Origin of the sequence: Bacteroides sp. (assembly GCF_030151085.1) — a bacterium.
Taxonomy (GTDB): domain Bacteria; phylum Bacteroidota; class Bacteroidia; order Bacteroidales; family Bacteroidaceae; genus Bacteroides.
The window spans coordinates 50,079-74,531 of sequence record NZ_JASLER010000008.1 but is presented as its reverse complement, the minus strand read 5'-3'; the positions used below and the strand labels follow the sequence as shown (position 1 = coordinate 74,531).

Here is a 24,453-nt window from a genome sequence, read left to right as displayed (position 1 = left end):
AGCTTATTTCGTTGTCGATAAAGTAAAGCAGTCGATATCCGGTGCCCAGCAATAAGAGCTTCCCATACTTACGGTATTGTAACCCGGTTTCAGGTGTATAGGGATAGAAACTGAAGCTAATTTTCCTTGTCCTTTATCGGGCAGGGAACTGAACATCACGGTCTTGTCATTATTCACCGTGATTTCGAGTTTGCAACCTGACCGGGGTATGTATTGGATAGTCATTTCGTAGTTGCCTCCTTGTTCGCTGAAGACTTCTTTCCACTCTGCACAGTTCTCTTTCTTTCCGCCTATATAGCTTACAATCATGCCTCCGGATGCTTCAGGTATCGGGGTGTAGATGATGTTTTTGGGTGTAGCAACCAAGTCGTTGAAACAAGGCAGATAAGCCCATTCGGCTTCATAACGCATGGGTTCCAGCCTTTTTTCAGCTTCCAGTCGCAAGATTAGTACGCTATGGGGAGGTAACTTGTGTTTCAGTGTTTCCTTTATTACGGGCAGGTCTTGTTGCTTTATCAGGTCTCGTGCTTTCACTTTTCCGCCTAGTTCCAGTATATCTATTGGGACGGAAAAGTCGCAGATGCTGTCTGACGGATTGTATAGAGCCACTGCACGCATCTTACCACGCTTCTGCTCTATGTCTTTGGCCAATACATATCCTGCATCAGCATGCTGCACTACGCTTGCCTGTAGGCCCAGTATATCTTGATTCAAAGCGATGAGTTCCTTGTTTTTTAGTAGTTTCAATGAGGCTTCGGGGATGGTAGTCAGGTCGCAGCCTATCAGCAAGGGCGAACTCATGATACACCACATGCCGAAGTGCACTTCTTCTTCTTCGGGTTTCAGCCCGCGTCCTATCTCCAGCATGTCCATATCGTTGTAATGACCTTCGCCTGCATAAGCCGACAAGTAGAGGTTCTTTCCTATGATATACTTTACCGATCCCCATGACGGATTGATGTCCGAACTGATTCGCCACGAACGTGCTAGTTTCTTCGCCCATGTACCCGGAAAAGCCCATCGGCAGATATTGATGGATACATGATTGCAACCGATATTATCGATAGCTTGGCGGATTTCGGTGTATCGTTTCTCTTCCTCCAGGTTCAGTTCCTGTCCTGCACCGCAATAGTCAATCTTGATGAAGTCAAATCCCCAGTCCTTAAAGTATAAAGTGGCATCCTGATGCTCATATCCATAAAGACCGACACCGATTCCATTTTTATCTTTATCCCAGATGGAGCCGCATGTGTTGCTTCCTGCATCGGAGTAGATGCCGGCTTTCAATCCTAATGAATGGATATGGTCGGCTATCTCTTTCAAACCATTTGGAAAACGTTCGGGATGTGGTTGCAATACTCCTTTTTCATCTCGCCAACCAAAGAAACCATCATCTACATTGACGTAGGAATATCCTGCATCTTTCAGCCCGGCTTGTACCATGGCATTGGCTTGTTTTTTTATCAGCTCACCATTGATATTAATTCGGTAAGTGTTCCAAGAACTCCATCCCATAATAGGAGGCTCGAAGACTGTAGGGGCTATAGCACATACTTTGGAAGATAATCCAAGAGCTAAAGCACATAGGAATAGAAGTGCTTTTTTCATAAATATCTGTAGTTTGTTAACCGCGTGGCAAAGATAGGAAAAAACATATAGACCTGAAAGTAATATCCCCTTCCATACTTCTAAAATAGAGTAGGGGAAGGGGATTACTTTTTATGAGTATAATGTTCTCTTTTACGAGAGAAGTTCACTTTACATACCGAAGGAGAACTTGTCAATGGATTGATATACCACACTGGCGATACTCAGCACTACAATGCCCAGCGTACAGATAACAAGACTGGCACGTGTGTAATTGTCACTGCGGAAAGCTGCAATCGGCTCATCGCTCTTAACGATATACATGGCTTTTACGATCTTCAGATAATAGTACAGAGACAATACCGTGTTGACCAATGCAATGAATACCAGCAAGTGGAATCCGCTCTGGAAGGCTGCTGCGAAGATAAAGAACTTCGAGAAGAAGCCTGCAAACGGTGGAATACCTGCCAGTGAGAATAATGCCAGCGTCATGATGAATGCCAATTTGGGATTGGTGCTGTACAGTCCGTTGTAGTCTTCGAGTGTGTACTTATGAGAACGGAGCGCTACAATGGTTATAACAGAGAATACGGCTAGATTGGCAAACAGGTAAATCAACACATAGTAAACCAAAGACGCCATACCTTGTGATGTTCCACTTATCACACCCAACATGATATATCCGGCTTGTGAAATACTGGAGAATGCCATCAGACGTTTCAAGTTTTCCTGGCGCAGCGCAAATAGGTTAGCAAGTGTGATAGAAACAATCGTCACCCAGTAAAGTACTTCCTGCCATTGGATAACCATTGGTGCAAATACTTTATACAGTATCGTCATCAAAACAAATGCGGCAGAACCTTTGGAAATAACGCTCAGGTAAGCAGTTACCGTACTCGGTGCACCCTCGTATACGTCTGCCGTCCACAGGTGGAAAGGTACCAATGAAATCTTGAAGCCCATGCCCGAGAAGAAGAAGACGAATGCCATAATCTGCAAAGCGTTGCCATCAAGATGTGCAGGTATATCATTGAAATAGAGTGTACCGATAGAACCGTACATCAGAGAGATGCCGTACAGTAACAGACCGCTGGAGAAAAGTGCTGTGAGGATATACTTGGCACCTGCCTCGGCAGAGTGGTGACGGTATTTATCGAAAGCAACCAACGCTGCCATCGGGATACTTGCCGTTTCCAGTCCGATGAAGAACATCAGGAAGTGTCCGGCGGAAATCATGAAGTACATACCCAGCAGGGTAGAGAGTGTCAATACGTAGAACTCGCCTTGCTTGATAGCTGTGTCAGGACGACGCATCCACTCGTGTGCCATCAGGAATACAATGAGTGTACCCACACTGAGGATAGACTTCACAATGCTTTGAATCGGTGCATTGTGATACATACCACCGAAAGCTTCAGCCTCGGGACCGGGTACTATCGTGATAAGCGTATGTATAGCGAGTAGGATCACAGGTAGCATCGAGTTCAGTACCGGCTTGCCACTGTTCTTGTGTGCATCCGGACTCATGAAGAGGTCAGCTACAAAGAGGATAATGATAACCGCTATCAGTGATAGCTCCTCTTTCAGTATGAAAAATTGGGAATAATCCATGTTGTTTAGTGATTAACGATTAGTGATTAGTGATTAGTATGCGGCCAATTGATTGATAACCGGCAGCACGCTGTCTCCGATCATGCCACTTATCCACCACGGTGCCATACCCAAAGCAGCAACGCAGGCAATGAGAATGATAACGGCTGTGCGTTCATCCCAAGTGGCATCGGTCAAAGCGAGATGGTGTTTGTTGGTACAGGTACCGTAGAGTATCTTACCTACCAGTCTCAGAATATAGACGGCTGTAATCACGATGGAAGTACAAGCAATGATGGTCCATGCACGATGGAAAGTATCAGGATGCTGGAAGGAACCGGTAAAGATCGTCATTTCGGCAACGAAACCACTAAGCCCCGGCAAACCTAAGTTAGCAAGACCGGCAATCACATAGCAAACGGCCAGGAAAGGCATAATCTTCATTAAACCGGAAAGCTCACGTACATCACGTGTATGGGTACGTCCGTATATCATACCGATCAAAGCAAAGAACAAGGCTGTCATCAATCCGTGGCTGAGCATTTGCAGCACAGCACCCGTACAGGCTGTCTGGTTCATCATCAGGATAGCGAAAAGTACCAAACCACAGTGGGACACGGAAGAATAAGCATTGATATACTTCAAGTCGGTTTGCACGCAAGCCGAGAAGGCACCGTAAACCACCGAAATACCTGTCAGGATAAGGAATATCCATCCCAATTCTTGTGCGGCTTCGGGCATCAGGTACATGGCGATACGAAAACATCCGTAACCTCCCAATTTCATCAAAACACCTGCATGGAGCATAGATACGGCAGTCGGCGCCGAAGCATGACCGTCGGGACTCCATGTGTGGAAGGGGAACAGGGCACCCAGTACACCGAAACCTAAGAAAGTAAGCGGGAACCAGATACGTTGTTGTTCGATAGAAATGTTATGCAGTTGGGCTATTTCCAATAAGTTCATCGAAGTAGCGCCACTACCGAAGTAGATGCCCAGAATACCGATCAGCAAGAAAGCGGAACCACCCATCAGCATCAATGTCAGCTTCATGGCGGAGTACTCTTTGCGTCCCGAACCCCACACGCCGATCAATAGATACATCGGGATCAGAGCTATTTCGTAGAACATGAACATGGTGAACAAGTCTGTAGAAATAAAGAAACCGAATACACCCATCGAAAGTAGTGTAAACCAAAGGAAATATTCTTTTGTGAGCGGTTGCAAACGCCAGGAAGCGAATGTTCCGGTAAATACGATAACAGCCGAAAGGAGTAGCATGGCCACTGAAATACCATCTACACCTACGGAATAGTGAATATGGAGCGCCGGATACCAAACCACACTGGCACGGTACAGCATTTCATCCGTGGCACCTGCTTGGCGGGCATTCAAGTACATCACTGTCAGTGCTACAGAGAGTACCAGCAAAGCCGATGCACCGGTCACCATCACCGAGCGTATTTGAGCTATGTTGCGGCTGAGCCAAAGGCCGAGCAGCATTAGCAAGGGGATGAGTACGAATAAGGATAAGAAGTTCATCTTTATATTTACGATTTAACGATTTACAATTTACGATTGAAATATCTCAGGTTATAACAGCAACAGCAGGATTAATGCGAGTGTACCTAGCAGGAATACAAACGTATATTGCTGGATGCGTCCGCTTTGCAAACCGCGTATCTCGTCGCTGGTGGTATTGGCACTCCATGCGAGGAAATTGAAGAATCCATCTACTACATGACGGTCCCACCAGGCAATTGGGCGGCAGATGCAGCCGAAGATAATGCGGTGAGTTATGAATTGATAGACATCGTCGATGTAGAAGCGGTGATAGGCAGCAGTCCACAAGCCGTGGAAACGGCGGGCAAGTGCATTGGCTACAGGTTGTTTGCTGCCTGCATACATATAAGTAGCTAAGGCGATAGATACTACTGCAACGGCAATACTTGTTCCGGCTACTGTCCAGTCAAGGTGTATATTATAAGAGGTGCCATTGGAACTGATGAAGTGTCCGAAAGGCAGAACGAATTGCCAACCACCTACAACAGTAATTGCAGCTAGGAACATCAACGGAATAGTCATTGTCAACGGGCTTTCGTGCGGCGTATGATGATGGCTTCCATCGCTTGCCGACTCTTGCCGGGGCGCTACGCCCCCCCAGAAGATGCCATAATAGAGGCGAAACATGTAGAATGCGGTCATGCCTGCAATCACCGTCATTATCCATCCTATTACAGGGCTGAACTGGAAGCAAGCGGTTAATATCTCGTCTTTGGAGAAGAATCCTGAGAATGGAGGAATACCTGCAATGGCAAGACATGCGATAAGGAATGTGATGTGTGTAATCGGCATATATTTGCGAAGTCCGCCCATAGCCGACATTTCATTGCTGTGCACTGCATGGATAATACTACCGGCACCCAGGAAGAGCAATGCTTTGAACATAGCATGAGTAAACAGATGATACATACCGGCCATATATCCCAATCCGCCATGATGCGGGTCGGTAGAAGTACATACACCCAGTGCTACCATCATAAAACCGATCTGTGAGATAGTAGAGAAGGCAAGTACACGTTTAATATCGCTCTGTACACAAGCCACGCTGGCAGCATAGAATGCGGTGAATGCACCTACGTATGCTATCATGTGCAATACACTGGGTGCGTATTCTATGAACAATGGGAACATGCGTGCCACCAAATAGACACCTGCAACCACCATTGTAGCCGCATGGATCAATGCGCTGACAGGCGTAGGACCTTCCATAGCATCCGGTAGCCAGATGTGCAACGGGAACATGGCACTCTTTCCGGCGCCACCGATAAACATCAGTCCCAAAGCCAGCGGTAACATGGCTGCACCGCCCTTCATCAAAGCCATTTCATTAGGTTGGAAAGTATAAGTTCCTGCGTAGTAGCCATAAATCAGGATACCTATCAGGAAGCCTAAATCGGCAAAGCGGGTTACTATAAACGCTTTCTTTGATGCGGCAACAGCCGACGGCTTAGTATAATAGAAACCAATCAGCAGATAAGAAGATACACCTACCAACTCCCAGAACAGATACATCTGGAAGATATTTGTTGCTACAACCAGTCCCAACATGGACATGGTGAACAGAGAGAGGAAAGCGTAATAGCGCTGGAATCCCTGCTCTCCTTTCATGTAACCGAAAGAATAAAGGTGTACCATAAACGAAACGGTGCTGATAACGATCAGCATCATTACTGAAATAGGATCGAGCAGAATGCCCATATCTATTGAGAGCTGTGGGGTAAAGGGTAGCCACGAGAAATTATAAGGCATCAATGTGGCATACGTACCATCAGCCAGGCGGGGGGCACTGAAGTACTGCCATGCCGTAGCGTATGAAAGTACTGCTACCGCACCCAACACCGCGGTACCGATAAAACCGGCGGTACGGTGCGACATCCATTTTCCTCCCAGTCCTAAGATAAGGAAGGAGAGAAAAGGAAGAAGAAGGATTAGAATTGTATATTCCATATTTAATCTTTTGTTATCTGTTATTTATTATGCACCACTGTTGCGAGTGACGCAACTTTCCCTACCATTTCATCTCGTCCAGTTTGTTCACCTGGATGCTGCGTATGTTACGGTAAATGTTAATCATAATAGCAATAGCTACCGCAGTTTCTGCTGCCGAGATGGCGATGGAGAACAGAGAGAAGAAATATCCTTCCAATCCTCCGGGGAACAGAAAACGGTTGAACACAGCGAAGTTGATGTCTGTTGCATTCAGTATCAATTCGATTGAAATCAATATCGCTAAAGTATTGCGGCGGGTAAAGAATCCGTAAATACCGGCGAAAAACATGATAGCCGAAACTATCAGATAATATTCCATGTGTATCATAATCAGTGATTCGTGTTTAGTGATTAATGATTAACGTTTGCGGGCGATGAGTAAACCTCCTACGATACATGCCAGCAACAGGATGCTAACGGCTTCGAAAGGCAACAAATACCCGTATTTATCACCACTCAGCATATGGTATCCGATGGTCTTGATATTGACCTCTATCGGTTCTACATCTGTGGTAGCGATGAACTTATGGTTCAAAGTTATAAATACTACGATGATTGCTCCGCCTACGGTAGCTCCCAGTCCGGCAAGGAAGCGGCTGCGTTTCAGCTTTTCTACTATGTCGCCTTCACCACTGGTAAGCAGGATGGAGAAGACATAGAGTACGACTATACCGCCAGCGTATACCATGATCTGTACCGAACCAAGAAAGGTATATCCCAGCAGGAAGTAGATACCGGCTGTTCCAAAGAGTACGAACAGTAGGTAAGTAGCTGAGCGTACCATACGGTTGGTTGTTACCGTCAGAATGGAAAATACGGTAATAAAAGCCGCAAGGAAGTAGAATACTACTGTTTCAAGATTTATTTCCATGTTGTTTAATTACAAGTTACTAATTACAAATTACTTTGTCGTCTCTTCTTTGGGAGCGGCTGGTTTTTTCTTCTCTTCTACGTGACTACCCGGATAGTTCAGCGTCTTCACTAGTTTTGACCGGTCGAACACAGCATGTTCAAAGTCCTGACCGAAAGTGATGGCGTCGTGGGGACAAGCATTCACGCAAAGCTGGCAAAAGATGCACGAACCAAGGTCGTACTCATACTTCGCCAATATTTTCTTTTTCTTGCCGTCTTCCGTTTCCACCATCTCGCTTGTTACGGTGATGGTGTCGTTGGGGCAGGCTATCTGACACAGTCCGCAAGCAATACAATGATGCTCGTTCCGGTCATTATGCGGCATGATCAACGTACCACGGAAACGGTCGGACAATTGTAAAGTCGCACGGTTTTCCGGATATTGTTCGGTAGTCTTCTTTCGGCAGAATACAGTCATGGTGGTCTTCATGCCTGTTAGCAGAGAAGTGATGCCGTGTATCAGTCCGCCGATATAAGAGTTGTTTTCTTTTTCCATATTGTTCATCCTCTAAAAATGTAATCCGAAGACTACGATTAACACCATCAAAATCAAGTTCACCATGCTGATAGGCACCAGGTATTTCCACTCCAACGCCAGAATCTGGTCGATACGCAGACGAGGGAATGTCCACTTAATCCACATCAGCAGAAAGACTACAAAGAATGCCTTGCCAAAGAACCAGATGAAACCGGGGATATAATCCATTGCCGCGTTGAAACCATCCAGTCCGGCAATGTGCAACGGCATCCAACCTCCAAGGAAGATGGTAGCGGCAACTCCGGCCACGATAAACAGATTCAGATACTCAGCCAGGTAGAAGAAGCCGAAACCCATACCGGAATATTCCGTATGGTAACCGGCGGTCAATTCACTTTCCGCTTCCGGTAAGTCGAAAGGGCCACGGTTGGTCTCCGCATTTCCGGCAATGAGGTAGATGATGAAAGCTATCAGCGCAGGGATATGTCCTTTGAAGATGAACCAGCCGTCAGCTTGTCCTTCTACAATTTCGGAGAACTGCATGGTTCCCATCAACACTACCATCGTCAGGATACTGAGTCCGCACGACAACTCGTAGGAGATGATTTGCGCACCGCTTCGCATAGCTCCAATCAGTGAAAACTTATTGTTCGAACTCCAACCTGCCAGTAGAATACCTACCACACCGATGCTCGATGCAGCCAGCAGGAAGAAGACACCTACATTAAAGTCCAGAACTTCCAGTCCTTTGCTGATAGGCAAGCAACAGAAAGTGAGGAACGAAGCGATAATCACCATAAACGGTGCCAGGTAATAGAGGAACCGGTCGGAGAATTTCAAATCAATGATTTCTTTGGTCAACATCTTGAGGACGTCGCAGATTACTTGGAGCATTCCCCATTTTCCCACACGCATCGGACCGAGGCGGCATTGGAAGAAGGCACATATCTTGCGCTCCATATAAATCAGGATAATGGCGAGAACAGCGTACATCAGGATGATACATACGCCAATCACCACACATTCAAGGAATATAGCCAGACCCTCCGGCATGAAGGAGGTTAGCATCTGGTGAATCCAGTTAGTTATTATACTAAAGTCAAACATATTATCTATCAATATCGGGTACTACATAATCCAATGTTCCGCCAATGGCAATAAGATCGGCAATCTTTGCTCCACGGGAGATGGTATCGACTACTGAAACCAGTGGTAATCCTGTAGAGCGGAAGTGCAGGCGGTAAGGAGTCTTGTCGCCGTGGCTTTCGAGGAAGACGCCGAATTCACCACGACTGCCTTCAACGGCCGCATAGTAACTGCCTTCGGGTACGCGGATAATGGGTTTCATCTTCTCTTGGTAAGCACCTTCAGGGATGTTGTCTATCAGTTGCTCGATAATCTTCAAGCTTTCCAGGATTTCATCCATGCGGACAAGGTAACGTCCCCAGGAATCGCCTTCGGTACGGACAATTTCCTTAAAGTCCACCTTATTATATATACTATATGGCATACGCTTACGTACGTCGCACGCCCAACCACTGGCACGTCCTGTACCTCCGGTTGCTCCAAAAGCAATGGCATCTTCGCGCGAAAGTACGCCTACGCCCTTCAAACGCTGTTGTGCAATGATATTTCCGGTAAATACATCGTGGTATTCGTGTAAGATGTCTCGCAGGTAGGGAATGAATTCCTTTACTTTCTTTTGGAAATCCGGTGCAAGGTCTGCTTGTACACCACCGATGGTATTGTAGTTCATGATGAGGCGTCCGCCGCAAGTTCCTTCGAAAATGTCAAGGATCTTTTCACGTTCACGGAAACCGTAGAAGAAGGCGGTCAGTGCACCTAAGTCCATGGCGAGACAAGAGTAGAACAGCAAGTGAGAATCAATTCGCTGCAACTCGTCCATGATGGTGCGGATGTATTGAACGCGTTCGCTCACTTCCACGCCCATTGCCTTTTCGATACACATACATAAGGCATGACGATTCTGGTGTGCACCCAGGTAATCCAGACGGTCGGTCAAAGCCAATGTCTGCGGATAAGTCAGACTTTCGCACATTTTCTCGATACCCCGATGAATGTAACCGCAGTTTGCATCGATCTTCTCAATGATTTCACCTTCCAGTGATACGCGGAAGCGCATTACGCCGTGTGTGGCAGGGTGTTGCGGACCGATATTTACTACATACTCTTCGTCACCGAATAGCAGGTCTTCGCGGTTCTTCAAGGTTCCGTCGGGATGCAATTCCAGTACGGTAGTCGTATCTATAGTCTCTTCATTGTCCATGCGCAACGGATTATCCTTTTCCGGATCGTTATCCTTGCGCATTGGGTAGCCTACCCAGTCGTTGCGCAGATAGAGACGGCGCATATCCGGATGGCCGATGAAGACAATGCCGTAGAAGTCGTATACTTCGCGTTCGTTAAAGTCAGCGGCTTTCCATATATCGCTGACAGATGGAAGTTCGGGTTGCTCCCGGTTCAAAGTGGAGGTGTATACCGATACACGTTCGCCGGTGCTGGTGGATTCCAGCAGATAGACTACACCAAGTCCGCGAACTTTGTCCGGTGCGTCACCGTCCTCAGGCACTCCCCAATCCATGCCGCTGAGGCATTCAAGGAAGTCCATTTGTTTCTCTTTCCGCAGACGTAGCATTTCGTCGTGCAGGGCGGCAGGTTCTATATATTTTATATCCATATTGGGATTAGTCATAACTAAATTACTCTTCTTTCGGTTTCTTTTCTTGTCGGTTCACTCCACCGAAGTATTTCTCTATTTTCACTTTGCGTTGCAACTGCATCAAACCATAGTAGAATGCTTCCGGACGTGGAGGGCAGCCGGGGATATATACATCTACCGGAAGTATCTTGTCCACGCCGTTCACTACATGATAAGACTTCTTGAACGGACCACCGCTGACGGCACAGCCACCCACGGCAATAACGTACTTCGGATCTGCCATCTGGTCGTACAGACGTTTCAGTACCGGAGCCATCTTATTCGTAATGGTTCCACAAACCATAATCATATCTGCCTGGCGCGGACTGGCACGTGCTACTTCGAACCCAAAGCGTGCCATGTCATAACGGGCAGCGCCGAGAGCCATAAATTCGATACCGCAACAACTGGTTGCAAACGTAAGTGGCCACAGTGAATTACTGCGTCCCCAGTTGACGAGATCGTCCAGTATGCCGATAGCCACATTGGCACCTCCGGCATTGAGTTCCTGAACCAATTTCTCCAACGTTTCGTTGTCAGTAAACTCCTCATAAGGGATAGATTTTATTTTGGGTTTCTTCGTTACTTCCATTCCAAAGCTCCTTTCCTCCAGGCGTATGCAAGGCCCAGAACTAATATAATCAGGAAAAATAAGATGCTGAAAAGTCCTGCCACTCCGAGTTCACGTGCGATGACTGCCCATGGAAAGAGGAATACAGTTTCCACATCGAACATCAGGAACAGAATAGCAAACAGATAGTAACCTACCCGGAATTGCATCCAAGATTTGCCGCGTGTGGGGATACCGCATTCGTAGGGCTCCATCTTCTGTGGATTGTACGAACGGGGAGCAATCGCATTTGAAAGTGCAATGACTATACCCACGAAAGCAATTGCCGTCAATAGGACGACCACTAACAAAGTAAAGTTCATAAACCTGATAAGATTTTAGATTTATATATAATAGATACATTGCATCGGGGACACAATACCTCTGAATTGTTGCCCGATGAAATTAAGTAAGACGAGCTCTATAGGAGCCTGCGTACTTATTAAATAATAATCTTTCTTAGCCCAATTATATAGTAGTTCGCATCGGGTACAGGGTGAGGGGAGAGGTGTAGCAAGCGGTCACATTCGGGTGAGTAGGCATGTTGTTGCATCTTATATACATGAGTGCGTAATAAGATAATTTTGTTGCCGGGTACTTGAACACTATCCACATGTTCCATACAAAAAGAGAAAGCAGAGAAATGGTAATAGAAATTTTGAACGGCTTGTTTAGAAGTCGGCGCTTGTGATAAAATACATTTCTCGGTCTGGTTGCTGACAGGAATGCATAGCAAATCCGCAGCTATTACATTGTTGTGTAGTAGAACTGCTAATATGACGATTATACTATATTTGATGCATTGCTTCATAGCAAAATTCTCTCTTTCAAGGGTGCAAAGATATAATAAGTCTCCTTCAAATTGCTATCTGTGCATAACAAAAAATGATTATTTTTACACTTTTTATCCTAAATCAACTCCGCTGCCAGAATTTAGGTGTGAACAAAAGTAAAACCGTGAAAAGCTCCAAACGTCCTAATAGCATAAGAAATGCCAGGAGCCATTTAGCTGCGTCAGGCAATTCGCTCCACGAATATGCCGGACCACAAGTACCTAGGCCGGGTCCCATATTACCAATGCTCGAAATAACACATCCAATGGATTCCGAATAATCGATTCCCATTGCAGACATAAGGAAAACACTGGCTATTATGATAATGATATAGATGAAACAGAATGCCAGTACGGTTGAAACAATAGAAGGTGAGATTACTTGCTTATTAATGCGTACAGGTAATACTGCGTTGGGGTGTATGATATGCTTGAATTCATTACGTGAAACCTTTGTGAGGATAACCAAACGAATACATTTCAGTCCTCCGGTTGTGCTTCCTGCACAGGCTCCCAATACCATGATAATGGTTAGTAATCCCCACAGAACAGGTTTCCAAAGCATGTAATCGTCGGTAGCAAAACCGGTGGAAGTATGCAAGGAAATAACTTGGAACAAGGATTTCCGGAAAGATTCTTCCGCTCCCATCGAGCTTGTGTAATAGAGCCCTACAGCTATAATCGTGGTAAAGAATACGACAGACCCGAAGTAGAATTTTAGTTCCGCATTACTAATAATTTTTTTTAATTTCCCGTTAACTAATAGCAACAGTAGCGTGAAGTTAATGCCGGAAATAAACATGAAGATAGAAATGACATATTCTATATAAGGTGAACTATAGTAAGCTACACTTGCCTGCTTGGTAGAGAAACCACCCGTTCCGGTAGTTGCAAATGCATGGCAGACACTATCGAACCATCCCATGCCTCCCAGCATTAGCAGAATTACGAGAAGAGCGGTGATACCGGTATAGATACTCCAGATCCATCTTGCTGTTATACCGATACGAGGGTGTACTTTGTCGTGTGTAGGTCCGCTGGCTTCTGCTGCAAATACTTGTAGACCGCTTACACCAAAGATGGGAAGAATAGCAATGGTGAACATGATAATCCCCAGACCACCAATCCATTGGGTCATACTGCGCCAGAAGAGAATGCCATGTGGTTGTGAATCGATATTATTCAGAATAGTGGCACCGGTACTGGTGAACCCGGACATCGTTTCAAAAAAAGCATCGGTTACGTCAGGTATATATCCTCCGATATAGAACGGAAGCATGCCGAAAAGTGAGAAAGCTACCCAGGCGGTACTGACCAATACATAACCGTCACGGCGAGTTAGCTGGTGGTTGCCTCCTTTACCAAGGGCTGCTAATACTAAACCGACTCCCGCTGTGATTGCCCCTGCTTTCCAGAAAGCGAACGAATCGTCTTCACCATAGTATAAAGATACGATGGAGCAACCAAGAAACATGATTGTTTCCAGCAGCAATAAGATGCCGATAATTCGTATAATTGTCTTGAAGTTAATCACTTTAGTTGAAGTATTTCTCTATTTTCTTAATCATCATGCTCAGGCAGAATACCACAACGTGATCGCCGGGTTCTATAAGGGTATTACCTGTAACCACTACACCTTCGCCATGACGAATCAAACCTCCGATGGTAGTACCTTTGGGCAGCCCTAAATCCTTTACCGGATGTTTGGTTATTTTCGAACCGGCTTTGACGGTAAATTCCGCTACATCGGCATTGGCGAATGTCAGACATTTCACGTTACTTACGTCTGCATCCAGCATCATCTGATAAATGTGGCTGGCGGCGATTAATTTCTTATTGATAACGGTACCGATATCAAGACTTTCCGCCATACCTATATAGTCGATGTTCTCAACTTCGGCTACGGTTTTGCTTACTCCCATTCGTTTGGCTGCAAGGCACGCAAGGATGTTGGTTTCGGAACTGTCGGTCAGTGCAACAAAAGCCTCCGTATTTTTCAGTCCTTCTTCTATAAGCAGATCCATGTCGCGACCGTCGCCATTAATAATCATGACCTTGTCATCCAGAATCTCGGTCAGGCGGTTGCAACGATTCAGGTCACTGTCTACAATCTTCACTTGCATATAGTCGGGAACATATTGTGCTGTACGCACGGCAATGCGACTACCGCCCATAATCATTACGTTTCGTACGTCGGCATAGTCTTCTTTACCAGCTATCTTACGAATATAAGGTACATATTTGCGGGTAGTGGTGAAGTAAACAATATCATGCAATTTGATGGTATCGTCACCTCTCGGAATCAGTGTTTCGTTATTTCGTTTGATGGCTACTATATGATAGGGTAGCTCGGGACCTCCCAACTGATGGAGAGGGATATTCAGTATTTCTGCTTTTTCACGCATCTTAGTACCTAGCAATATCAAGGCACCTCCACAGAACTCCCACCACTGGCGTACCCAGCTCATGCGGATAGAAGATACTACTTCCTTGGCTGCAAGCATTTCGGGATAAATCAGTGAATCCACGCCCAACTTCTGGAAAAACTCTTTGTTCTTGGGTAGTAAATATTCGTAGTTGTCAATGCGGGCAACCGTTTTCTCTGCTCCGAGATTGTTGGCTAACATACATGCGGTCATGTTCCGGCTTTCATCTGGGGTAACGGCAATGAACAAATCGGCTTCGCCGGCTCCTGCTTCTTTTAAACCTTTAATCGAGGTAGGGGAGGTGGCGACTGTCATCAAATCGAAGTTTGAGCTCAAAGTACTCAATCTTTCTTCGTTGTCGTCCATCAGAATGATGTCCTGTTTTTCGCGGGACAACAGTTTTGCCAAGTGTGTGCCTACTGCGCCGGCACCTGCAATGATTATTTTCATAATTGTCAATTATCAATTGTTCATTGTCAATTGATTATAGATTCCTTCTTCATCCATTCCACAAAGATGATACAACTCTTTTATGCTACCGTGCTCAATGAATGAGTCGGGCACACCAATACGTTGTACATGTGGGGTATAGTCATTATCTGCCATAAATTCCAGTACGGCACTGCCCATACCACCTTTTCGTATACCATCTTCTATGGTAATGATATGTTGAAAATTGCGACCTACTTCATGCAAGAGTTCCTCATCCAGTGGTTTAAGGAAACGCAAGTCATAATGGGCTATGGATAAATTCTTCTCTCTCTCTGCCCGCTTGATAGCGCTTGCGGCGATATTACCTATCGGGCCGATGGAGATGACTGCAAGGTCTTTGCCGTCTTTCAATTTGCGACCTTTGCCTACAGGTATTTCTTCGAATGGGCATTTCCAATCCAACAATATACCGCGTCCACGGGGATAGCGGATAACGAATGGCCCTTTGTCCGGTAATTGTGCGGTATACATCAGGCGACGCAGTTCGTGCTCATCCATTGGAGAGGAGATTGTCATATTGGGGATCGGACGAAAATAAGCTAGGTCGAAAACACCGTGGTGAGTCGGACCGTCTTCGCCTACCAGTCCCGAACGGTCGAGACAAAGTACTACGGGCTGTCGAAGGATGGCGATATCGTGTATTACACTGTCGTATGCCCGTTGCATAAACGAGGAATAAATGTTACAGAAAGGTTGTAAGCCTTCTTTGGCCATACCACCTGAGAAAGTCGCTGCATGAGCTTCGGCAATGCCTACATCAAATGCCCGACCGGGCATAGTCTCCATCAGTCTGTTCATAGAACATCCCGTGGGCATGGCGGGAGTAACGCCGACTATTCTTGGGTTCTGATTGGCTAGCTCTACCAAAGTATCACCGAATACATCCTGAAATAGAGGAGGTAAGTCGCTGGTGTCGGCAGTAAAGCGCTCACCTGTTTCGGGATCAAACTTGCCGGGGGCATGCCAGATGCCCGGATCCTTCTCGGCCGGTTCAAATCCTTTGCCTTTGATGGTATGCAGGTGCAGTATCTTCGGACCTTGCATATCTTTTATATCCCGGAGAATACGTGCGATATTTTTAACATCGTGTCCGTCTACGGGACCGAAGTAACGGATATTCATTCCTTCGAAGATATTCTGTTGTTGGGCGGCCATAGATTTTAGACTGTTAGCGAAGCGGATAAGGGCTTTGCGGCGGTCTTCGTTCAGGATACCCATCTTGAACAATACTCTGGAAATGTTGAATCGGAGCTGATTATAACGGTTGCTGGTAGTTAAGTTGAAGAGGTATTGCTTCATGCCACCTACACTACGGTCTATTGCCATATCATTGTCGTTGAGAATGATAAGCAAGTTGTTGTTAGTGGAAGAAGCATTGTTCAGTCCTTCGAATGCCAGACCACCACTCATGCTTCCGTCGCCGATGATGGCTACTACATGACGGTTAGTCTCGCCCTTCTTGGACGCAGCAACTGCCATACCCAAAGCAGCAGAAATGGAGTTGGAGGCATGTCCGCAGGTGAAAGTGTCATATTCACTTTCATCGGGAGAGGGGAAAGGGCGGATTCCTTTGAATTTTCGGTTGGTAGAGAAGGATTCGCGACGTCCGGTCAGGATCTTATGTCCATAAGCCTGATGTCCCACATCCCATACTATTCGGTCGTAAGGGGTATTGAAGACATAATGCAAAGCAACGGTCAATTCTACTGTGCCAAGACTAGCAGCAAAATGTCCGGGGTTGCACGATACTTCTTTAATAATGTCTTGCCTCAATTCATTACAAACCTCAGGAAGTTGATCTACGCTAAGCTGGCGTAGGTCTTCGGGAGTAGAAATTGAATTTAACAAGTTATATGTTGTTGGTTCTGTTTTCATCTCTGTTCTGAAGATTACAAAATGCAAAAATAGCAAAAGAAAACGGATGGTAGGATGTTTTTAGAGAGAAAAAATGTAGAAGAGGTGTTAAGGTGCATTTTAATGGTGTATGGGCATCAAAAAGTCAGGCTGCAAAACACTTATTTTGCAGCCTGACTTTTATTATGCGGGATATTTGTTATTCTATTCCTATGACTTTATCGCTGTTGAAGTTGTTATACCAATTCGGTGCTTCCATTGCATTCTTTGCCCAATCGGCAAAATCGGGATAAGCTTCTGTTATCAGATTTCTTTCTTTCGGCCATTTCCAACTTGCGTATGCTATGCGAAGGGCGTATGGAGCATCTCCAACTTTAAAACCGGGTGTGAAGTTCGGGATATGTACATCTCTTTTTCCATCAGAAATATAGAGGTCTCCATTGTTTGTAAGATTGAAATTGTCTCCTACTTTGATGGCTACTGTGCTGGGAGTTCCTGTTGTTCCACCTGTGTTTACAATGGTTCCTTCAGCAACTTTTAATGCAGTGTGTACATTTTCAAACAAAGTGGTCGTTGTTGTTCCGTCATTGAATATAACTGCCAGCTTTTTGGTTGCCCCGGCTGCTTTAAGGGTTACATCTATTACCCGCTCGCCGCCTTCATTAATAAAAGGAGCAGTGACATAAAGCACTACATCGTTAAAGTCATAGTCGCCTGCCTCTAACATCATATCCTCAAAGGCGTATGCATACTCTATAACCTTATCATTTTTACCGCCTTCATCCGGAGTTGAGTTATAACCGGGGTTACAAGTAGAAGACGGAATCTTGATGTCGGCATTGTCGGCGCCGGTCATTTGTGCATCATCATCTACGATTATATAAGGCACACCACCTGTTGATCCGTTTTCAAAATGATTTTTACAAGCAATATACAACTTTCCATGATAGCCGATAGAATTAGCATGTCCTATAGCAATTGATGCCTGAACAGCTTTACCTATTTTCAATAATGCAAAATCATTGGTTATGCTATAAAAGCCTCTTGTATTATATTCGTATGTGGCAGTACCCAAAACATTAAAGAAAGATTTTCCTCCCATGTTCACTGTTGCATTATTTAAATACAGGCTTCCGCACTCTACATAAGCTCCTCCATCTACATTAAAGTTATTTTCAGGAGCAGCCTGAGATACGCTTATTTTGAATTCTTCTTCAACATATAATTTGCAGGCATTTAGTAGGTAGGGGCTTGAAGCCTTAATTTCCATATTATTGGTATTGAAGTATCCTTGGTTTTCCCATTTCTGACTGCCACTACTTAAAAAGGTTTTGCCTGAAATTGTAACTTCTCCACTGTTATAGAAAGAACTACTGCCTTTGGTCTCTAATGAAGATGCTTTTATAACCCCCTCGTTCACTAAAAGAGCATTATCATTGGAAGTGTTTATTTCGTTTTCAATATCGAGAGTACCACTGTTATAAATATATCCGGAGCCTGCTATATCTATAGCTTTTGCATTTATTGTACCTAAATTATAAATAGTGGCAATAGAGGCTTGTAAATATTTACTGTTTACATTAAAAGTAGCACCGGAACCTACACTAATAATGGAACCACTTTGTGATAATGAAAATTCTTTATTATCTGTAAGAGTCAAAGTTACTCCGGGAAGTATATATAACTTAGAATTTCCTGCGATATATAAACTGCTCAATGTAGTATTCTCAGTAACATACATTTTGGCGTTACTACCCCAATTATTTATACTCTTTACCGATGAATCTATTCTGTAATTAGCTGCATTTGCAATCTGTCCGTCCGTTTTGGTTAAACTTAATTGCTGAATGGATTCTTTTGTAGGAAATATACTGACGTCATTAACATCGGGTGTTGTAAAATTGACAATAGAAGATACTGCTCTTGTTTTCGCTGCCATAGCAACAGTATTTGCTCCGCCAAAAGAGACATCTATCTTTTTGTCTGTCACAAAAACAGTTTTCGTTGAACTATATCCTTCGCTATTCACCTTCATCACATATACATACTGTAATGCCAAAGGTATATCGAACTTAAAGTTCACAGTCTGCCCGTCTGTTACGCTTGTTTTGGCGAGCAGAAAAGCGTTTCCGTTTGTATTATAGGGATTTTCAGTATAGACTTTAATCGTATATGCTCCTCCTGTCTTTTCATTTACAGAAACAGATGCATTGCAAATAGAACTCATTTCCCAAGTTTGGTTTGGGTCAATGTCTTTTACAGGAAAAGCTTTTTTGGCTTCCTCTTGAATGTGGTTCGGGTTGTAGACATCATTTCCTTTGTCACAACTCGTCAATACGAATACTCCTCCGAGCAAAAATGCCAGGAAGAGATAGCAAAGACTAGTTTTTTTACGGTTCATTACTTTTATGCGTTAATATTGTTTGTTGTTCTAAATGACTACTTTATTTGTTTGTTGGCTAGATAATTCAACAAAGTTAGACACAATATTGTTTCAATCAAAATAATAATATGTATTTTTTGATTAGGAATGGCGTTGTATATCGAACTGTATATTCATTTTTGTGGGTTATGAATTAATTCTGAAAGGAACACAAATTACGCAAATTACACAGATATTGCCTTTCTGCATATCTCACTGTACACAGCGCAGCTATTTATTTGTGTAATTCGCGTAATTTGTGTTCTTAACTTTAGCTCACTATTAAAACCGTTTTGAACTAAATGACAATTTGTATTTGAACACGGAGACACAGAGTTCTTTTTATATTGAGAGAATCATTTTAGTTTTGCATACATATTTGCTCTCATGCCCTCATAGATGCTTTGTATCCCCCTATTTATCGGTGTTTGAGTCATGAGAGCAACTATGAGAGCAAGTATGAGAGTAAGTATTTGCCCTCATAGTGTATCGTCCTGAATATCTATTTATTTGTCTACTAATCAATAGAATACCAAACACAATACAAAGAACGTATTTCGTGTCAACATGATATAAATATCGTGTCAACACGGAGTTAATATCGTGCAAACACATTATTAACTTCCTGCATGCTCAGTGTTGAGCGCCCGAAACTACTGTTGTTGATACGACTTTCCCCTATATTTGTTGTGTAAAAGCTATGTACTTGTGTTGTTTATCTCTATTGTTTGTTATCTGTTTACATTTGTCAGCCTTTCACTTTACATTAGTCAGCTTATCAGTCTACAATTGTAATCTTATAAGCTTACTAATGCTAGCCCCTAATAAATGGCTGTATCTAATCGTTCAAACGTATGTATAGAAGCTAAGAAACCCCTATCTATTCACAAACAAACAAGCGTTTGTACCCTATGAAATGCACGTGCTATCTAATGTGAAGTATATATGTAGCCAGTTTACATTTAGTGGAAGCAAATTTTGCCTCCACCTTTTTAATTTGCTTCCACCACATCTGTAATGCCTATGAATAGCGAGATATAGGAAATGGGTGGAAGCATGGAAGCTGAATGAATATTATTTTCAATACCAAAGTTTCATAAAACATAGCTTTTTCTATCATGGCAATAAAGAATAAGTTCTATTTTTGCATAGAGATAGATATAACTTCGAGCACCTATGAATTTCTTTACTCCCGTTGAATTATCCACTGACATGCCACGACTGACGCATGCAGACCGTTTGATGTGTCTTGGCTCCTGCTTTGCTAGTAATATGGGCATTAAACTGACTGATGCAAAGTTCTGCTGCGATGTCAACCCATACGGAGTTCTTTATAATCCACTCTCAATATCTGCCGCATTGCGTGAAATAAGTATAGGGAAGAAATATAATTCTGGTCAATTGTTTTTCTTTCGTGAGTGTTGGCATAGTCCGATGCATCATGGAGACTTTTCTTCGGCAGATGCTGAAGTGGTTTTGCAGTGCATCAATGAGCGATTGCAGGAAGCACATAATAATTTAGCTAAGGTCGATTATCTTCTACTGACATTTGGTACGGCTTGGGTATACGAGTCTAAAGATACAGGAGAAATAGTTGCTAACTGTCATAAACAACCGGAAGCGAACTTTACTCGTCGTAAGCTTTCAATAGAAGAAATAGTGCTTGATTACCAAACTCTACTTACCGATTTGTTCATGCAAAATCCAAAGCTGAAAGTCTTGTTTACCGTCAGTCCCATCCGTCATGTTCGTGATGGAATGCATGCCAATAACTTGAGTAAAGCTACTTTGCTTTTGGCAATAGAACAATTGCAGGTTGCTTTTCCGGAGCAAGTTTTCTACTTCCCTGCATACGAGTTACTAATAGATGAGTTGCGCGATTACCGCTTTTATGCGGAAGATATGGTTCATCCCTCCGAAGTTGCTGCCCGGTATGTGTGGGAACGATTTGTGCAAACTTGTATCTCTACGGCTGCGTTACAGATTATGGAAGAAAGTGAAAATATACGTAAAGCGCTCTCACATAAACCCTTTCATCCTGAGTCTGACGAGTATAAGCGTTTTTTAGGACAAATTGTGTTAAAAATAGACCGACTTAACGGAAAATACCCGTACTTAGATTTCAAAAAAGAGAAAGATATATGTCGTATTCGATTGAAAGCATAACCGAAACTATTGGTGCCCGGCGTGTAGGGAATGTGCCGGCTACTATTGATTGGCTACTTACTGATAGTCGTTCCCTGAGTTTCCCCGAAGAAACATTATTCTTCGCATTAGCTACCAGACGAAGTGACGGTACTCGTTATATACCTGATTTATACGCTCGTGGTGTACGCAATTTCGTTGTAAGTGAAGATGGTGCGCGACTTGTTACTAACTATCAACTTTCAGCCATCAATTTGTTGGTAGTTACCAATCCTCTGAAAGCTTTACAGAAGTTGGCCGAACAACATCGCGGACAATTCCAGATCCCTGTTATCGGCATCACGGGTAGCAATGGAAAAACGATTGTAAAAGAATGGTTACACCAATTACTGAGTCCTGAGCGTGCCATTGTACGTTCACCCCGCAGTTATAATTCGCAGATTGGCGTTCCTTTGTCGGTATGGCAAATGAACGAGGATTCCGGATTGGCTATCTTCGAAGCTGGTATTTCGGAACCGGGCGAGATGCGCTCTTTGCAGAATATCATCAAGCCTACCATCGGTATATTAACCAATATCGGTGGCGCACACCAGGAGAACTTTTTCTCTTTGCAGGAAAAGTGTATGGAGAAGCTTGCCCTGTTCAAAGGCTGTGATGTGGTAATTTACAATGGCGACGATGAGTTTATCAGTAATTGTGTGGCGAAGTCCATGCTTTCGGCCCGTGAAATAGCGTGGAGCCGGAAAGATATGGAACGCCCTCTATTTATAAGTAAGGTAGAGAAGAAAGACGATTGCACTGTTATTTCCTATCGTTACCTGGATATGGACAATACGTTTACCCTTCCTTTTATAGACGATGCTTCCATTGAGAACTCATTGAATTGTTTGGCAGCCTGCTTATATCTGATGCTCCCCGCCGAAAAGATAACGGAACGCATGACAAAGCTGGAACCGGTAGCCATGCGATTGGAAGTGAAAGAAGGCAAAAATGGTTGCTTATTGGTAAATGACAGTTATAACTCAGATCTTGGCTCACTGGATATAGCACTTAACTTCTTGTACCGCCGCTCGCAGTCCAAAGGCTTGAAGCGCACCTTGATACTTTCTGATATTCTTGAAACCGGGCAAAATACTCCTACTCTCTACCGTCAGGTAGCGCAATTGGTAAACAGTCGTGGTATAGAGAGAATTATCGGTGTAGGTAGCGAAATCACCAGTTGTGCTTCACGTTTTGATATCGACAAGTCATTCTATGTCAATACCGATGCTCTCATTCGTGCCATCGAAAGGGGAGAACTCCGTTTGGAGAACGAGATTATTTTGATAAAAGGTGCCCGCAAATTCGGTTTCGATGCATTGACGGAAGTGTTGGAGAAGAAAGTACACGAAACAATACTTGAAGTCAACCTCGGTGCGATGATAGCCAACCTGAACTACTACCGTAGCAAACTGAAACCCGAAACCAAGATGGTATGTATGGTTAAAGCTTCTGCATACGGCGCAGGTTCGTACGAAATAGCCAAGACTCTGCAAGAGCATCATGTAGACTATCTTGCCGTAGCCGTAGCCGACGAAGGTTCTGAATTGCGCAAAGCCGGAATTACGGCGAGCATTATCATCATGAATCCTGAGATGACCGCATTCAAGACGATGTTCGATTATAAACTGGAACCCGAAGTCTATAGTTTCCATCTGCTGGATGCTCTTATTAAAGAAGCCGAAAAGGAAGGTATCACGAACTTCCCTATCCATATAAAATTAGATACCGGTATGCATCGTTTGGGATTTGCTCCCGAAGATATGCCCCGCCTTATTGAACGTCTGAAATCGCAGAATGCTGTTATTGCCCGTTCGGTATTCTCTCATTTTGTGGGTAGTGATGCGTCGCAGTTCGATGCCTTCACACGTCAACAAATAGAGATGTTCGAAGGAGCGTCTTTGGAATTGCAGGAAGCATTTCCACATAAGATACTTCGCCATATCTGCAATTCTGCGGGTATAGAGCGTTTCCCCGGCGCACAATTCGATATGGTTCGTTTGGGACTGGGACTGTATGGCGTCAGTCCTATAGATAATTCTATTATGAATAATGTCAGTACATTGAAGACTACCATTCTTCAGATACGCGATGTGCCTCAGGAAGATACTGTAGGATATAGCCGTAAAGGACATTTGGTTCGTCCATCCCGTATTGCCGCCTTGCCTATCGGTTATGCCGACGGTTTGAACCGGCATTTGGGTAATGGACATGCTTACTGTCTGGTAAATGGTCAGAAAGCACCATACGTGGGCAATATCTGCATGGATGTTTGTATGATCGATGTTACAGACATTGATTGCAAAGAAGGGGATTCCGTGGAAATATTCGGCGATCATCTACCTATTACCGTTTTATCCGATGTACTCGACACGATACCATACGAGGTATTAACCAGTATTTCTACCCGAGTGAAGCGGGTTTATTATCAAGACTGAAAAATAGTGATTAGTGATTAATAAATAGCACTCTTATAAACAAATCACTAATCATTAATCACTAATCACTATTTTTTCCTATCTTTGTGCGAAATAAATACATTATACTATGACAAATTTACTTTTATTAGGTTTCCTGCCCAGCGGCTCTGAATGGATTATCATAGCCCTTGTTATCTTATTGTTGTTTGGCGGCAAGAAAATTCCCGAGTTAATGCGTGGACTAGGCAAAGGGGTGAAGAGTTTCAAAGACGGTGTCAATGAAGCTAAAGAAGAAATTAATAAGGCTAAGGACGATATTGATACTCCCGCTTCAAAAGATAAATGATAACTTTACGGAGTTATTGGTTTTATCTA

19 protein-coding genes are annotated in these 24,453 nt (G+C 44.0%); 3 read left to right on the top strand and 16 right to left on the bottom strand.

Features of this window, described 5'->3' with window-relative positions:
* Positions 1-3: 3 nt before the first annotated feature.
* The 16 genes from Q1W14_RS02405 to Q1W14_RS02330 all read right to left on the bottom strand — a co-directional run bounded on the left by Q1W14_RS02405 (position 4) and on the right by Q1W14_RS02330 (position 19,453).
* Positions 4-1,608 (bottom strand): alpha-galactosidase, encoded by a 1,605-nt coding sequence (locus Q1W14_RS02405; protein ID WP_300698952.1) that lies wholly within the window; start codon positions 1,606-1,608, stop codon positions 4-6.
* 150 nt (positions 1,609-1,758) lie between these two features.
* The gene (locus Q1W14_RS02400; protein WP_300698950.1) at positions 1,759-3,198 is read right to left on the bottom strand and encodes an NADH-quinone oxidoreductase subunit N; all 1,440 of its coding nucleotides are present in this window, start codon (positions 3,196-3,198) and stop codon (positions 1,759-1,761) included.
* 33 nt (positions 3,199-3,231) lie between these two features.
* A complete protein-coding gene (locus tag Q1W14_RS02395) occupies positions 3,232-4,719 on the bottom strand; it encodes a NuoM family protein (RefSeq protein ID WP_300698948.1) in 1,488 nt (495 codons plus the stop codon).
* Between the two features lie 51 nt (positions 4,720-4,770).
* Positions 4,771-6,687: an NADH-quinone oxidoreductase subunit L gene (nuoL, locus tag Q1W14_RS02390; protein WP_300698946.1), complete on the bottom strand. Its 1,917-nt coding sequence runs from the start codon at positions 6,685-6,687 to the stop codon at positions 4,771-4,773.
* 61 nt (positions 6,688-6,748) lie between these two features.
* Complete coding sequence (gene nuoK / locus Q1W14_RS02385; RefSeq protein ID WP_005823972.1) at positions 6,749-7,057, bottom strand: NADH-quinone oxidoreductase subunit NuoK; 309 nt, start codon at positions 7,055-7,057, stop codon at positions 6,749-6,751.
* A gap of 30 nt (positions 7,058-7,087) precedes the next feature.
* Entirely contained in the window at positions 7,088-7,600 is a 513-nt protein-coding gene (locus Q1W14_RS02380; RefSeq protein WP_300698941.1) for an NADH-quinone oxidoreductase subunit J, read from the bottom strand.
* 30 nt (positions 7,601-7,630) lie between these two features.
* The gene (locus Q1W14_RS02375; protein ID WP_300698939.1) at positions 7,631-8,137 is read right to left on the bottom strand and encodes a 4Fe-4S binding protein; all 507 of its coding nucleotides are present in this window, start codon (positions 8,135-8,137) and stop codon (positions 7,631-7,633) included.
* 12 nt (positions 8,138-8,149) lie between these two features.
* Complete coding sequence (nuoH, locus tag Q1W14_RS02370; protein WP_300698937.1) at positions 8,150-9,226, bottom strand: NADH-quinone oxidoreductase subunit NuoH; 1,077 nt, start codon at positions 9,224-9,226, stop codon at positions 8,150-8,152.
* Between the two features lies 1 nt (position 9,227).
* Positions 9,228-10,817 (bottom strand): NADH-quinone oxidoreductase subunit D, encoded by a 1,590-nt coding sequence (locus tag Q1W14_RS02365; protein ID WP_300698935.1) that lies wholly within the window; start codon positions 10,815-10,817, stop codon positions 9,228-9,230.
* Between the two features lie 22 nt (positions 10,818-10,839).
* Positions 10,840-11,430: an NADH-quinone oxidoreductase subunit B gene (locus Q1W14_RS02360; protein WP_300698934.1), complete on the bottom strand. Its 591-nt coding sequence runs from the start codon at positions 11,428-11,430 to the stop codon at positions 10,840-10,842.
* Entirely contained in the window at positions 11,421-11,771 is a 351-nt protein-coding gene (locus tag Q1W14_RS02355; RefSeq protein WP_294589659.1) for an NADH-quinone oxidoreductase subunit A, read from the bottom strand. The genes Q1W14_RS02360 and Q1W14_RS02355 overlap by 10 nt, the downstream gene beginning before the upstream one ends.
* A 119-nt stretch (positions 11,772-11,890) precedes the next feature.
* Positions 11,891-12,259: a hypothetical protein gene (locus Q1W14_RS02350; RefSeq protein ID WP_300698931.1), complete on the bottom strand. Its 369-nt coding sequence runs from the start codon at positions 12,257-12,259 to the stop codon at positions 11,891-11,893.
* 103 nt (positions 12,260-12,362) lie between these two features.
* Positions 12,363-13,814: a TrkH family potassium uptake protein gene (locus Q1W14_RS02345; protein ID WP_300698929.1), complete on the bottom strand. Its 1,452-nt coding sequence runs from the start codon at positions 13,812-13,814 to the stop codon at positions 12,363-12,365.
* 1 nt (position 13,815) lies between these two features.
* Positions 13,816-15,156, bottom strand: coding sequence for a Trk system potassium transporter TrkA (gene trkA, locus Q1W14_RS02340; protein WP_300698927.1), 1,341 nt, complete (start codon positions 15,154-15,156; stop codon positions 13,816-13,818).
* Between the two features lie 12 nt (positions 15,157-15,168).
* Positions 15,169-17,073, bottom strand: coding sequence for a 1-deoxy-D-xylulose-5-phosphate synthase (gene dxs, locus Q1W14_RS02335; RefSeq protein WP_300698925.1), 1,905 nt, complete (start codon positions 17,071-17,073; stop codon positions 15,169-15,171).
* A gap of 178 nt (positions 17,074-17,251) precedes the next feature.
* On the bottom strand, positions 17,252-19,453 hold the full coding sequence (locus tag Q1W14_RS02330; RefSeq protein ID WP_300698923.1) for a DUF4842 domain-containing protein: 2,202 nt from the start codon (positions 19,451-19,453) through the stop codon (positions 17,252-17,254).
* A 1,197-nt stretch (positions 19,454-20,650) separates the two neighbouring features.
* On the opposite strand from Q1W14_RS02330, the gene Q1W14_RS02325 reads away from it, so the two are divergent.
* The 3 genes from Q1W14_RS02325 (at position 20,651) to tatA (ending at position 24,424) form a co-directional block, all read left to right on the top strand.
* Complete coding sequence (locus Q1W14_RS02325) at positions 20,651-21,640, top strand: GSCFA domain-containing protein (protein ID WP_300698922.1); 990 nt, start codon at positions 20,651-20,653, stop codon at positions 21,638-21,640.
* Complete coding sequence (locus Q1W14_RS02320; protein WP_300698920.1) at positions 21,616-24,096, top strand: bifunctional UDP-N-acetylmuramoyl-tripeptide:D-alanyl-D-alanine ligase/alanine racemase; 2,481 nt, start codon at positions 21,616-21,618, stop codon at positions 24,094-24,096. Before Q1W14_RS02325 ends, Q1W14_RS02320 begins: the two co-directional genes overlap by 25 nt.
* A 109-nt stretch (positions 24,097-24,205) precedes the next feature.
* Positions 24,206-24,424 (top strand): twin-arginine translocase TatA/TatE family subunit, encoded by a 219-nt coding sequence (gene tatA / locus Q1W14_RS02315; RefSeq protein WP_300698918.1) that lies wholly within the window; start codon positions 24,206-24,208, stop codon positions 24,422-24,424.
* The last annotated feature ends 29 nt before the right edge of the window (positions 24,425-24,453 follow it).

Excerpts from the sequence above, each read along its gene's own strand:
- Q1W14_RS02405 (WP_300698952.1), bottom strand. The coding sequence starts at position 1,608 with ATGAAAAAAGCACTTCTATTCCTATGTGCTTTAGCTCTTGGATTATCT.
- Q1W14_RS02400 (WP_300698950.1), bottom strand. The coding sequence starts at position 3,198 with ATGGATTATTCCCAATTTTTCATACTGAAAGAGGAGCTATCACTGATA.
- Q1W14_RS02395 (WP_300698948.1), bottom strand. The coding sequence starts at position 4,719 with ATGAACTTCTTATCCTTATTCGTACTCATCCCCTTGCTAATGCTGCTC.
- nuoL (WP_300698946.1), bottom strand. The coding sequence starts at position 6,687 with ATGGAATATACAATTCTAATCCTTCTTCTTCCTTTTCTCTCCTTCCTT.
- nuoK (WP_005823972.1), bottom strand. The coding sequence starts at position 7,057 with ATGATACACATGGAATATTATCTGATAGTTTCGGCTATCATGTTTTTC.
- Q1W14_RS02380 (WP_300698941.1), bottom strand. The coding sequence starts at position 7,600 with ATGGAAATAAATCTTGAAACAGTAGTATTCTACTTCCTTGCGGCTTTT.
- Q1W14_RS02375 (WP_300698939.1), bottom strand. The coding sequence starts at position 8,137 with ATGGAAAAAGAAAACAACTCTTATATCGGCGGACTGATACACGGCATC.
- nuoH (WP_300698937.1), bottom strand. The coding sequence starts at position 9,226 with ATGTTTGACTTTAGTATAATAACTAACTGGATTCACCAGATGCTAACC.
- Q1W14_RS02365 (WP_300698935.1), bottom strand. The coding sequence starts at position 10,817 with ATGGATATAAAATATATAGAACCTGCCGCCCTGCACGACGAAATGCTA.
- Q1W14_RS02360 (WP_300698934.1), bottom strand. The coding sequence starts at position 11,430 with ATGGAAGTAACGAAGAAACCCAAAATAAAATCTATCCCTTATGAGGAG.
- Q1W14_RS02355 (WP_294589659.1), bottom strand. The coding sequence starts at position 11,771 with ATGAACTTTACTTTGTTAGTGGTCGTCCTATTGACGGCAATTGCTTTC.
- Q1W14_RS02350 (WP_300698931.1), bottom strand. The coding sequence starts at position 12,259 with ATGAAGCAATGCATCAAATATAGTATAATCGTCATATTAGCAGTTCTA.
- trkA (WP_300698927.1), bottom strand. The coding sequence starts at position 15,156 with ATGAAAATAATCATTGCAGGTGCCGGCGCAGTAGGCACACACTTGGCA.
- dxs (WP_300698925.1), bottom strand. The coding sequence starts at position 17,073 with ATGAAAACAGAACCAACAACATATAACTTGTTAAATTCAATTTCTACT.
- Q1W14_RS02330 (WP_300698923.1), bottom strand. The coding sequence starts at position 19,453 with ATGAACCGTAAAAAAACTAGTCTTTGCTATCTCTTCCTGGCATTTTTG.
- Q1W14_RS02325 (WP_300698922.1), top strand. The coding sequence starts at position 20,651 with ATGAATTTCTTTACTCCCGTTGAATTATCCACTGACATGCCACGACTG.
- Q1W14_RS02320 (WP_300698920.1), top strand. The coding sequence starts at position 21,616 with ATGTCGTATTCGATTGAAAGCATAACCGAAACTATTGGTGCCCGGCGT.
- tatA (WP_300698918.1), top strand. The coding sequence starts at position 24,206 with ATGACAAATTTACTTTTATTAGGTTTCCTGCCCAGCGGCTCTGAATGG.